This is a genomic window from Taibaiella koreensis (assembly GCF_003545715.1).
Classification (GTDB): domain Bacteria; phylum Bacteroidota; class Bacteroidia; order Chitinophagales; family Chitinophagaceae; genus Taibaiella; species Taibaiella koreensis.
The window spans coordinates 225,371-237,734 of the sequence record NZ_QVNU01000004.1; the positions used below are offsets into that span (position 1 = coordinate 225,371).

The 12,364-nt window shown below is 49.5% G+C and carries 10 protein-coding genes; 7 read left to right on the forward strand and 3 right to left on the reverse strand.

The window, feature by feature from the left end; all coding sequences use genetic code 11:
• The first annotated feature begins 54 nt into the window (after positions 1-54).
• Together DZK30_RS14660 and DZK30_RS14665 are read left to right on the forward strand one after the other, a co-directional pair.
• Positions 55-618, forward strand: coding sequence for an RNA polymerase sigma factor (locus DZK30_RS14660; RefSeq protein WP_118974894.1), 564 nt, complete (start codon positions 55-57; stop codon positions 616-618).
• 8 nt (positions 619-626) lie between these two features.
• Entirely contained in the window at positions 627-1,736 is a 1,110-nt protein-coding gene (locus tag DZK30_RS14665; RefSeq protein WP_118974895.1) for a hypothetical protein, read from the forward strand.
• Positions 1,737-2,356: 620 nt separating this feature from the next.
• Here the strand turns inward: DZK30_RS14665 and DZK30_RS14670 are convergent.
• Entirely contained in the window at positions 2,357-3,997 is a 1,641-nt protein-coding gene (locus DZK30_RS14670) for a M1 family metallopeptidase (protein ID WP_118974896.1), read from the reverse strand.
• A gap of 2 nt (positions 3,998-3,999) precedes the next feature.
• Positions 4,000-4,560 (reverse strand): aminoacyl-tRNA hydrolase, encoded by a 561-nt coding sequence (gene pth, locus DZK30_RS14675; RefSeq protein WP_118974897.1) that lies wholly within the window; start codon positions 4,558-4,560, stop codon positions 4,000-4,002.
• 105 nt (positions 4,561-4,665) lie between these two features.
• Here pth and DZK30_RS14680 point away from each other — a divergent pair, with 105 nt between their 5' ends.
• The 3 genes from DZK30_RS14680 (at position 4,666) to DZK30_RS14690 (ending at position 9,931) form a co-directional block, all read left to right on the forward strand.
• Positions 4,666-6,318 carry a peptide MFS transporter gene (locus DZK30_RS14680; protein ID WP_118975247.1) on the forward strand — a complete coding sequence of 551 codons (1,653 nt, stop codon included), beginning with the start codon at positions 4,666-4,668 and terminating at the stop codon, positions 6,316-6,318.
• Between the two features lie 152 nt (positions 6,319-6,470).
• A complete protein-coding gene (locus DZK30_RS14685) occupies positions 6,471-8,027 on the forward strand; it encodes a peptide MFS transporter (protein ID WP_205529454.1) in 1,557 nt (518 codons plus the stop codon).
• Between the two features lie 308 nt (positions 8,028-8,335).
• Positions 8,336-9,931, forward strand: a complete 1,596-nt coding sequence (locus DZK30_RS14690) for a peptide MFS transporter (protein WP_118974898.1) — start codon at positions 8,336-8,338, stop codon at positions 9,929-9,931.
• A gap of 163 nt (positions 9,932-10,094) precedes the next feature.
• Here DZK30_RS14690 and DZK30_RS14695 read toward each other — a convergent pair whose 3' ends face one another.
• A complete protein-coding gene (locus DZK30_RS14695) occupies positions 10,095-11,165 on the reverse strand; it encodes a branched-chain amino acid aminotransferase (protein WP_118974899.1) in 1,071 nt (356 codons plus the stop codon).
• Positions 11,166-11,291: 126 nt separating this feature from the next.
• On the opposite strand from DZK30_RS14695, the gene DZK30_RS14700 reads away from it, so the two are divergent.
• Both DZK30_RS14700 and rdgB read left to right on the forward strand, forming a co-directional pair.
• A complete protein-coding gene (locus DZK30_RS14700) occupies positions 11,292-11,744 on the forward strand; it encodes a hypothetical protein (RefSeq protein WP_162903101.1) in 453 nt (150 codons plus the stop codon).
• A gap of 23 nt (positions 11,745-11,767) precedes the next feature.
• On the forward strand, positions 11,768-12,352 hold the full coding sequence (gene rdgB / locus DZK30_RS14705) for an RdgB/HAM1 family non-canonical purine NTP pyrophosphatase (protein WP_118974901.1): 585 nt from the start codon (positions 11,768-11,770) through the stop codon (positions 12,350-12,352).
• Positions 12,353-12,364: the final 12 nt, after the last annotated feature.

Below are 12,364 nucleotides of genomic sequence, written 5' to 3' on the forward strand. Positions count from 1 at the left end.
CTGTAGAATACCCTATTTTTACAGCCATTGTAGCCATTATAAACGTATAAATCCTTGTCTGCAAATAATTACAGAAACCTGACAGATGAAGACCTGGTGCACCGGATCGCCTCCAAGCAGGACCAGGAAGCCTTTGGCACCCTGTATCAGCGCTATGTCCACCTGGCACTGGGTGTTTGCATCAAATACCTGAAAAGCGCCGAGCCGTCCAAAGATGCTGTGCAAGTGATCTTTACCAAAATCTGGACCGATGTACACCAGTACCAGGTGCGTAAGTTCAAACCCTGGTTTTACCAGGTGATCCGTAACCACTGCCTCATGGAGCTACGCAAAAATGATCCGAACCGGAAAACGGTTGCGGAATGGGATATGGACATTGTGGAATTTGAGGATAACCTGCATCATAAGGTGAACGAGGAACAATTACTCCTATACCTGAATATGTGCCTGAAGGGACTGAACGAAGAGCAACGCAACTGCATTACGCGGTTTTACCTTGATCAGAAAAGCTATAATGAAACGGCCACACTTACCGGATATTCGGACAAGCAGGTCAAAAGCCATATCCAGAACGGCAGAAGGAACCTGAAGAACTGCCTGCAGCAAAAAATAAGCTAACGCCCCCGATGAACAGCGACGAAAGGATACTACAGATTCTGGCCAACAGCGCCTGCCTCAGCAAAGGACAATTGCTGGGGTATATGCGGCATACGCTCTATCCCGAAGAGCTGAGGGCTGTGGAACTGCACCTGAGCACCTGTTCCCTGTGCAACGATGCGCTCGAGGGCCTGGAAACGCAGGTAGATACCGAACAATTGCTGGCAAGTCTTGTGCCGCCGGTGCTTCCCTATGTAACGCCTAAAGAAAAACCCAAAGAGAAGAAAGAGCCGGTCCCGGTGATCCGGCAGGAAAAGCCACCGGTAGCTAATACAAACCGTACCCCTGCTACTGCATCGCCGGCTGCAACAGAACAAGGTACCGTACAGCGGTTGCGCCCGGGTTCCCGCTGGGGGCGACCGGTAGGCATTGCCGCCTTACTGGTATTGGGTACCGCTGCCCTCTGGTATTTCGTCGTAAACCCCAAAACGGACTCCACGCCGCAGCTGGCACAGCAGCAACAGGAAACGACGGATAAGACCGCTGCGCCGGTTGCTGACAGCGCCAATCCACAGCTGGCAGCAGCGATGCAGGCCGAAGAGCAAAGAGCAGCATTGGCGGCAAAGGAACAGAAACATAAAGATTCCCTGCTGCTGGCCCGCCAGGAGGTGAGACAGAAAGCACGTAAGGACAGCCTGGCACGCATTGCAGCGCTGCGCAGGACCGATACCCTTACAGATGGCGCTATGGCCCGTAGTGCAAACGCGGCCAAAGAGTCGACCAGGGTCGCCTCGGAAGACGTTGTGGCCAGGAAGGCTGTTGCCGCCGCTGCGCCGGCGCCAAAAAAGGAAGAGAAAAAAGACGAACCCAAAGAGTCTAAAAAAGTACTCAGCGACTTTGAATTGGGCATGCAGAAGTATAAAGAAAAGAACTACGCCAGCGCCCTCCTTTATTTCAAGTCGGCCGAATCGGATAAGGGTGATCCCCGGCATTGGGATGCGGTCTACTACTCTGCCCTGTGTAATAAGAACCTTGACAAACGCCGCAAAGCGATTAAACTGTTTGAGCGGGTAGTCGACGCCAATGCTCCGCAAAAGAAAGCCGCTCAAAAGCAGCTCGATGAGCTACAGAAGAAATAAAATAGCCAATGGCGGCGATGTGCCAAATCCCATATTCAAATGTCCTATACCCCAGTCTCGATTTTACACCAAACTTCGCGCCCTTTGCGCATCACTTAGTGGCCTTTGCGGTTATAGCTCATCCGGCTTTTCAATAGGAAGCGCTTCACCGTGAATGAGTTTTAGTTGGCAGTTTATAGTTGGCACAATGCGCAATATTCAAGCCCCGATTTTACACCAAACTTCGCGCCCTTTGCGTATCAGTTAGCGGCCTTTGCGGTTATAGCTCGCCCGGCTTTTCAATAGGAAGTACTTCGCGGTGAATGATCTTGAATGGGAAGTTGGCAGTTTATAGTTGGCGCAATGCGCAATACTCAAGTCCCGGTTTTGCACCAAACCTTCGCGCCCGTTGCGTATCACTTAGCGGCCTTTGCGGTTATAGCTCACCCGGCTTTTTCAATAGGAAGTACTTCGCTGTGAATGATCTTGAATGGGCAGTTGGCAGTACTCAATACTCAATACTCAATACTCAATACCCAATACCCAATACTCAATACCCAATACTCAATACCCAATACCCAATACTCAATACCCAATACTCAATACCCAATACCCAATACCCAATACCCAATACTAAATACTCAATACTCATAATTCACCAGGAAATCGGGATCGGGAACAATCTTTCCTTTCTTCAACGGCATTTCCATCATAGTCTCTGTAGGGTATAACCAAACGAGCTGGCCATCAAGCTGAATTCTTATGGGCATATCGAATCCTGGTACACAATCTTTCCATTGGTATTGCAAGACGCCCTTACGCCATTTCAACGCCAATACCGGCGGTTCCGTTTGCCGTAGGTATTGGTTGAATATTCTCGAGAGATCTTTGCCTGCATAGCTGCTCATAAAGCTTTCCACCTCACTGCCGTTTACTGTTTGGTGATAAAACCGTTGGTTCATGGCTTTGAGCATACCGAAGAAACGGGCATCGTCGGCTACTATCTGCCTGATCATATGGATCATCAGGGCGGCTTTCTCATAATGATCGCCGCTACCTTCGTCACAGGCGCCGTATTGTCCCTGTACCGGCCGGTCGTTCCGCACGATGTACTTCTTCCCCCGCTGGTACAGGAAAGCGCGGTCGCGGCCCTTCTGGCATTCTTCAAAAATAGTTTCGGTATACGTAGTAAACCCTTCCTGGATCCAGGTATCGGCCTTGTCGTAAGCGGTGATGTTGTTACCAAACCATTCGTGCCCGCTTTCGTGGACAATGATATAATCGAAGTCCAGACCCGCGCCCGTACGGCTGCGATCTTTACCCTTATAGCCCATCTGATAGCCGTTGCCATAAGCTACCGCGCTCTGGTGCTCCATACCCAGGTAAGGCGATTCCACCAGCTTATAGCCATCTTCGTAAAAGGGATAAGGTCCCAGCTTTTCTTCAAAGCAACGCAACATCGGCTTTACGACCTTAAACTGCGCTTTTGCCCTGGCCAGATTAGGACGCAGCACATAGTAATCCAGCGACAGCGGGCCCTTGGCGCCTTGAAGTGTATCGGACCAGTGTACATAATCGCCGAGGTAAAAAGAGATATCGTAAAGATTGATAGGATTACGCACTTTCCATAGCCAGCTATCGGCAGCCTCGCTTTTTTGTATGTCAGTCAACCTGCCATTGCCGATAGCCTGCATTCCAGCGGGAACGATCAGCTTCAGCGCTATGCTGTCCGGCTCTTCGCCCTGGAAATCTTTACAGGGCAGCCATATGCTGGCGCCTTGTCCCTGGCAGGCCATGCCGATCCAGGCCTTCCCTTTGTTGTCTTTTTCCATTACCAGGCCGCCATCCCAGGGGGCACGGGTAGCCTTTACCGGATAACCTTCGTAGCCGATGACGAGCGTGAAAGAGTCACCTGTCTTCAGCGCCTGGAAATCCCGGTCAAAAATGTAGTAAGCATCCCCATAGCGCTCCATCCGACTGACCGCACGATAACCGTTGCTTTGCTGCAAAGCTCCCCTGTACTGCACCGAAGTTATCTTCAAGGGTTCCTGCAGGTCGATCTGCAGGGAATCCACCGGTATGCCGGTTACGCTGCCCCGTATCAGCACTTCGCCATGCAGGTACCCGGTACTGGTATCTATTCCAAGCGAGATATAGTAGTAGCCGGCCTTCCACCAGGCCCTGGCCGGATTATTGGAACAGCGCCTGTCGTCGCTGGTCTGCGCCGGCACGCGGCAGCAAAGCAGTACCGTCAGCAGCAAAAGAAGGCCGGATCGTATCATGGCTATTTGTTGTAGGTGTTCATGGTGCGTTCTATACCCGTAGCAGCAAAGCTTTCAATTACTTCGACCGATTTCAGTATCTTATCTTTTACATAAGGCAATTCGTCGCTGCGCCATTTGCCCAGCACAAATTCCACCTGTCTTCCTTTGGGAAAATCATTACCGATACCGAAACGCAACCTGGGATAAGCGGGTGTTCCCAGCACTTCCTGAATATCGCGCAGACCATTGTGTCCTGCATGAGAGCCGGAAGCCCTTACCCTGATGGTTTCTATGGGCAAAGCGATCTCGTCCACGATCACCAGCATATTTTCGACCGGTATCTTTTCCTTATCCATCCAGTATTTCACGGCCTTTCCACTAAGGTTCATATAAGTAGTAGGCTTGATCACGACAAACTGCTTGCCTTTCCACTTTACTTCGGCCACATAAGCATGGCGCTCCAGCTTAAAGCTGCCACCGTGCTTGATCACGAAAGCGTCGGCCACATCAAAGCCTATATTATGGCGGGTAGCATCATATTCAGCGCCGATATTGCCCAGTCCGACTATCAGGTATTTCATATTGCAATATTAAAGAGCGCAAAGGTAAAATGTTTCGCTCAGGCCTTCTATTGTTGTCCAGGTATTTTTAAATGCTTATTTTGCCCGATGATCAAATCAGGACATATGACGCATACGGTACCGCAACGTAATCATCCCAGGGGCCTGCCTTTTCTTTTTTTCACCGAGATGTGGGAACGTTTCGGCTATTATCTCATGCTTGGCATCTTCGTGCTCTATATGATCGATGTCGAAAAAGGCGGCATGGGTTTTCCCGATGCCAGCGCCGACGATATCTTCGGCACCTTTATTGCCTTCACGTACCTCACGCCTTTCCTCGGGGGCTTCCTGGCCGACCGTAAGTTGGGCTATGTCAACTCCGTCTATCTCGGTGGAACCCTGATGGGTATCGGTTATATAGGGCTGGCCGTACCCGGAGTAACCAGCTTCTATACCTCGGTAGCGCTGATCATTATCGGCAATGGCTTTTTCAAACCCAGCATCTCTACCCTGCTCGGCAATCTCTATTCGGAGGAGCCTTATAAAGACAAAAAGGATGCCGGCTATAATATTTTCTATATGGGCATCAATATCGGCGCCTTTATCTGCAATATTATCGCGGCGTTCATGCGCAATAAGATAGGCTGGCACGCCGCCTTTATTACGGCAGGTGTTGGTATGTTCGTTGGGCTCATCATCTTTAGCATTGGGCTGAAGCATTACCGCCATGTCAATGTACTGAAACCGGCTATTCCGGGTGATATGGGTATCGGCAAGGTGCTTTCCGTCGTCTTTCTTCCGGCCCTTGCCGCAGGTGTGCTGGGCTGGGTGCTCCCCGGCAACCTGCTGGGCAGCGACAGTACCGACGCCTTTATCTGTGCCGCGATACCAGTGGTTGTTTTCTTTATTTCACTATATGTAAGAGCTACCAAAGAAGATAAGCGCCCTATTGCGGCCCTGTTGGCCATCTTTGCTGTGAGCGTGATGTTCTGGGCAGTATTCAAACAAAACGGCACCGCGCTTACCCGCTGGGCCAAATTCTATACGGACAGGCAGGTATCTGAAAGCGTCGAAAAGCCGGTAGCTGCCTTATACCTCGCCGAAGAGGTGCCCTCATCAACTCAGACCGTAACCCGCTACGACAGCGAATTCCGCGCGGCAAAAGATGAACAGGGTAATGTTATTAAGGAACAGGGCAAAGACATTTACTTCCGCAACGCAGCGTCGGCAAGTATACCCACCGACGGGCGGCCGGTATACCTGATGAATACGGAATTATTCCAATCGGTAAATCCTGCCTGGGTTATTATTCTCACACCGCTGGTCGTTGCTTTCTTTGCGCTGCTGCGCCGGCGCGGTAAGGAGCCTAGTACACCATCCAAGATCGCTTTTGGCCTGCTCATATCCTCTTTATCCACACTGGTGATGGTGGCGGCCGTGTATATGGGCAACAATGGCGCCGTTAAGGTATCGCCCCTGTGGCTGATCGCCTGCTATGGCGTGATCACCATAGGCGAGCTGTTCCTTAGTCCAATGGGCCTTTCGCTGGTATCGAAGCTTAGCCCGCCACGGCTTACCGCACTGATGATGGGCGGGCTCTTCTTATCGATCTCGATCGGCAACAAGCTTTCCGGCGTACTGGCCAGCACCTGGTACAGCTACGAGAACAAAGCTCATTTCTTCCTGCTCAACTGCGGCTTGTTGCTGGCCTCGGCAGCGATAGGCTTCGTGATGCTGCGCTGGCTCAACCGGATCATGCGGGAAAAAGGCCTGAGATAAAGCCCGCCGTTAAACGAAATGGCCGGTTATCGGTCATAGAAAAGAGCATGGGGGAAAATTAGGGGTAATTTTCCACAGGCCTCTTGCTGATGCAAAAAAATAACTACCTTTCCCCACGTTTTTTATTCATAATAAAAATTTAACTACTACGAATGTCTCAACCAACTACTATCGATGGACTGAACAAGGACATGCCTGCGGATATGCCACAAAGCGGCAAGGGGCATCCTAAAGGTCTCTACCTTTTGTTCTTTACCGAAATGTGGGAGCGCTTCAGCTACTATGGTATGCGCGCCATCTTCGTGCTGTTCATGACCAAGATGCTGCTGATGACCAACCAGGATGCTTCCAATATTTACGGAAGCTATACCGGTCTGGTATACCTCACTCCCCTGCTGGGCGGTTACCTGAGCGACCGTTACCTCGGCAATCGTCGCAGCATCGTCATCGGTGGTGTTCTTATGGCCATAGGCCAGTTCCTGATGTTCCTCAGCGCCTCTACCGCAGGCGGAGCGGCCATCACCATGATGTGGGCGGGCCTTACTTTTCTCATCATTGGTAATGGTTTTTTCAAGCCGAACATCTCCAGCATGGTTGGACAGCTGTATCCCAAAGGAGACAGCCGTATCGACGGAGCATTCACTATATTTTACATGGGCATCAACCTGGGCGCCTTCTTCTCTCCCCTTATCTGCGGCAGTCTGGCCGAGAAAGTGGATTTCAAATGGGGTTTCCTCGCAGCATGTATCGGCATGATCATCGGTATCATCACCTTTGTCATGTTCAAAGGCAAGCTGCTGGTCAATAGCGAAAAGAACGGCATCGGGCTGCCGATCAAAGGTCTGGATATTAAAGGTATCAGCATGATCGTGGGCACCATTGCGCTTATCTTCTTCCTGCTCAACTTCAAAGACCTCTTCAAATCGGATGCGGACATCATCGGGTACCTCATCTACGGCGCTATGGTCGTAATACCGGTAGCCATCCTTACCGATAAAAGCATTACATCCGAAGAACGTAGCCGTATCCTGGTGATCTTTATTCTCGCCTTCTTCGTGATCTTCTTCTGGAGCGCCTTCGAGCAGGCCGGCGCCTCGCTCACCATCTTTGCCGAGCAACAGACCAACCGCGATATTGGCAGCTGGCAAATGCCGGCCTCGTGGTTCCAGTCGGTAAACCCACTGGCGATCATAACCCTGGCACCCATTTTCTCTGTGATCTGGTCCATGCTGAGCAAGCGCAACCTGGAGCCTGCTTCTCCCCGCAAAATGGCCTACGGCTTGCTGCTGCTGTGCCTGGGCTATATCGTGATCGCCGTGGGCGTGCATGGTGTCGACAGCAGCGTGAAGATCAGCATGTGGTGGTTGATGGCGCTGTACCTGCTGCACACCATGGGCGAGCTTTGTCTCTCCCCGATCGGTCTTTCCATGGTGTCTAAATTGTCGCCGCTGCGCTTTTCTTCCCTGCTGATGGGTACCTGGTTCCTGGCCAATGCTGCCGCCAACAAGCTGGCTGGTACGTTGAGCGCCCTGATCCCTCCCAGCGCCGAAGAGCTGGCCAAGGGCGTTAAGATCCCGCACCTGTTCGGCTATGCGATCAACAACCTCTACGATTTCTTTATGGTGTTCATCATTATGACCGGCGTAGCTTCTGTTATCCTGTTCGTTCTAAGCGGCTCGCTGCTGAAGATGATGCGTGGCATCCGTTAATATTTTTTTATCTATGATCAGGAGGCAACCTCAAAAGGAGTAAATTTTATCCTGTTCCGCCATCCGAAAGACAATAACACAACGACTCAAGCCTGTTTACATTTCGACTTCGCTCAATGTGACAGGCTTGCGTCCTTTTAAGACGGCCTGTTATCTTTATCTGAGTATCCGGATATAGGAAACAAAGTCGGTCCTTGAGCCTGTCGAAAGGACAAAGATGGTGCTTCGACAAGCTCAGCAGCCGTTATGTAGAAGCAAATTATATCCTGATAGTCACTTACCTTTAAAACACCCTCCAAAGAACACATATGGACAACCGGACGCTGAGCCTGGAAGACATCCAGGATTTCAAGGGAAAATATCCCAAACAACTGTGGTACTTATTCTTTAGCGAAATGTGGGAGCGGTTCTGCTTCTATGGTATGCGCGGTATGCTCACCTTTTTCATGATCCATCAGCTGATGTTCAATGAAAAAGATGCCAACCTGCAATACGGCGCTACGCAAGCCTTTGTCTATGCCTTTACTTTTATCGGCGGCTTGTTTGCCGATAAGATCCTCGGCTTTCGCAAGTCGCTCTTCTGGGGTGGTATCCTTATGATCGTGGGCAGTTGTATTCTGGCCTATGATCCGCACAAGTTCTTTTTCCTGGGTATCAGCTTCACGATCATCGGCACCGGTTTCTTCAAGCCCAACATTTCTACCATGGTGGGCTCGCTGTATCGGAACGACGATAGCCGCAGGGATGCCGGCTTCTCGCTGTTTTACTCGGGTATCAATATTGGTGCATTGCTGGGCGGCTACCTTTGCGTCGCTATCGGCAAGGGCCAGGTGCTTAGCTCGGTCATACCGGCCGATCATACCTGGAACGTTGCCTTCAGCCTTGCCGCTGTCGTGATGACCATTAGCCTGATCACGTTCATCTTTACGCAGCGTACTCTGGGGCCCATCGGCCTTTCACCGCTGCTGCCCAAACCAGTGGCCAACCAGGGCATGGAATCCGATACTATTTTCAGTGGTGATCCTAAAGTTGCCGGTCCCGCTGCTACCGGCAAAAAACGCCAATGGTACGAATATGTGGTTTACCTGGGTTCGCTCGTATTGATCCCCATCATTATGACCATGGTATCCAAAACAGAGTATACCAATTATTTTATGTGGACTATAGGCCCGCTAACGCTGGTATACCTGTTCTATGAGATGTCGAAATGTACAGCGGAAGAAAGGAAGAAGCTGGGCGCAGCACTTGTCTTCATCATCTTCTCTATCTTTTTCTGGGGCATCTATGAACAAAGTGGCGGGTCCCTGAGTGTATTCGCTGCCGAGAACCTGGACGATAAAGTCCTGGGCTTTCTTCACCTGGACCCCAACGGGGTGAATAACGCGGCCAATGCGCTGTTCGTGATCATCCTGGCGCCGGTGATCGGCGTGCTCTGGCTGTGGATGAGCAAGCGTAAGATTGAGCCCAATACCGTTGTGAAATTTGGCCTGGGCTTTGTATTTCTTGCCTTGGCCTATTATGTTTTCTATGCCACACGTTTCTTTGCCGATGCCAAAGGCGTGACCTCGCTCGACGTGTTTACCGTAGCATACCTGGTGGTAACCATAGGCGAGCTCTGCCTCTCTCCTATAGGCTTGTCTATTATGACCAAGCTGTCGCCGGGACGCCTGCAGGGTATGATGATGGGTATGTGGTTCCTGGCCAGCGCTTATGGTCAATACGTAGCCGGCCTGGTAGGTGCAGGTCTTGCCGAAGTAAAAGAAGGCAAAACCTATTCGCTGATCGAAAAGCTGCAGATCTATACCGATGGCTATTTTATGCTGGCCCTGTACGCACTGGGCGCCGGGGTGCTGCTGATCCTTATTTCACCCATCGTAAGAAAAATGATGCAGGGGGTGAAATAAAAACGGGTCATTTATATTTAAATGCATAGAGACGTAGCATTGCTACATCTCTATGCATTTAAGGACATTCTGTTCCGGACATTGTCGGAAAAAGAACAGCCGCCGGATATAAAATTGTCCGGCGGCTGTTCTTTATTTAAGATAAATATCGATATCCTGTAGCTTACACTTTAAAGCGCCAGCCGTGGGTATCGGCTACACGACCATAGCGAATATCGTCGAGCTGTACTTTGATCTTGGGTGAAATGCTCCAGGTGGCCACATCGGGCAGGTGCATCGTTTCTTCTTTATAAGTAAGGTCGGAGATAAACGACATCGAAGCCGCTGTACCACTGCCAAAAGCTTCCTGAAGCTTTCCATTCTTCTGCGCTTCGATCAATTCGTCGACGCTGATGGGACGTTCTTCTACTTTAATACCGTTTTCCTGCAGCAAGGTAATAATGCTTGCCCGGGTAACGCCGGCCAGGATGGTACCACTATTCAGATCGGGCGTCAATGCAACGCCGTCTATGATGAAGAATACGTTCATGGTACCGATCTCCTGTACATATTTGTTCTCTACCGCATCGGTCCACAGGTTCTGATCATAACCCATTTTGCGCACTTCGGCCGCAGGCAGCATGCTGGCGCCATAGTTACCGGCCGCTTTAGTAAAACCGATACCGCCTTTGGCTGCCCGTACGTAATGATCCTGCACATAAATGCGCACAGGCTTGTTGTAATAAGCGCCGGCCGGGCTGGTAATAATGGCAAAACGATAGGTATCTGAAGGGCGAACGCCAATAAACTCGTCCATGGCGATCATAAAGGGACGTATATACAGGGAGGTCTCTGCTTCGCCGGGTACCCATTCGGCATCCAACTCGATCAGCTGACGCAGGCCTTCCATGAAGATCTCTTCGGGAAGCTCGGGCATACCCATACGGTGTGCCGACACATTCAAACGCTCCCAATTGTCGTGCGGCCTGAAAACGGAGACCGATCCATCGGGTTGACGATATGCTTTAACACCTTCGAAGATGGCCTGACCATAATGAATGAAAGAGGTCGCAGGGCTCAGACTGAAGTCTTCGTAGGGTACGATCCCGGGAGTTTGCCACTCCCCATCTTTATAGTCACAAACCAGCATGTGGTCGGAATATTCTTTTCCAAATACGAGATTATCCTTGGTTAAAGGATGGATCCTGCTTTTCTCCGTTTTGCGGATGTTAATGTTAAGCATAGATACATTCATAAATTTTACGATTTACTCAGTTTTTGATTTAACTTTCTTTCTGCACTTCGCTATCTTTGACGGTGCAAAGGAACGAAAATTTTCTCTCCTTTGATTATCAATAGAATATTTTACAATAATATGATAATGTTAAATAGTAAAAATGATAGATTTTTTAATGTTTTATTTTCTAATAATAAAATCATTAATTATAAAGATAATTCTGAAAAAAATATTAGTGAGGAATTACTAACCATCAGAACATTAGTATTTTGCCGGCCTTTGGAAAATGTGCCGGAAGAGACAGAACAGCTGGAAAAAATATTGATTGCCTGTAAATTACAAAAAGAAGCGTATAAAGTTGTCCAAAACGTTCATTCATGGTCTTTTTACCGGAAAATAGAAAATATAAAAGAAATATTACTATTTGGTATAACTGAAAAAGACTTGAACTTAAACATACTTTTTACTGAAAATCAAATAAATAAATTCGACAACAGGATATTCATTAAAACGGCTTCGCTGGCGACCTTGCTCAGCAATCAACAAATCAAAAATGATCTCTGGCAGAATGCATTGAAAATCCATTTTTTATCCTAAGCCAATTTAATTACTACTTTAAAATGAATTTAATTTTTGCTTCTAATAATAAAGGTAAAATAATTGAAGTTCAAACGTTAATATCAGAAAGTATTACTGTGGTTTCATTGTTAGACGCCGGGATAACGGAACCCATAGAAGAGCCCTTCGATACCTTTAGAGAGAATGCCTGGGCCAAAGCCGATTATGTTTACCGTAAAACAGGTTTGCCTTGCTTTGCCGACGACAGCGGGCTTGTGGTTCCGGCGCTCGACGGCGCACCGGGTGTATATAGCGCCCGCTATGCCGGCGAATCCGCAAACGATGCAGCTAACAACCACAAGCTGCTACAGGCGATCGCCGGCATCGACAGGCCTGGGGCGTATTACCAGGCTGTCATTTGTTATATCGACAAGAACGGCGATACGCATTATTTCGACGGCCGGTGCCAGGGCTATCTTATCCATACGCCAAGGGGAAAGGGCGGCTTTGGTTACGATCCCTTATTTGTACCGGATGGCCATACCGGTACCTTTGCCGAATTATCGCAGGACATTAAAAACGAGATCAGCCATCGCGGCGCGGCCATGCGCAGCTTTATCGCCTTCCTTGACCAAACAGAATCCTAGCCTCTCCCGGCA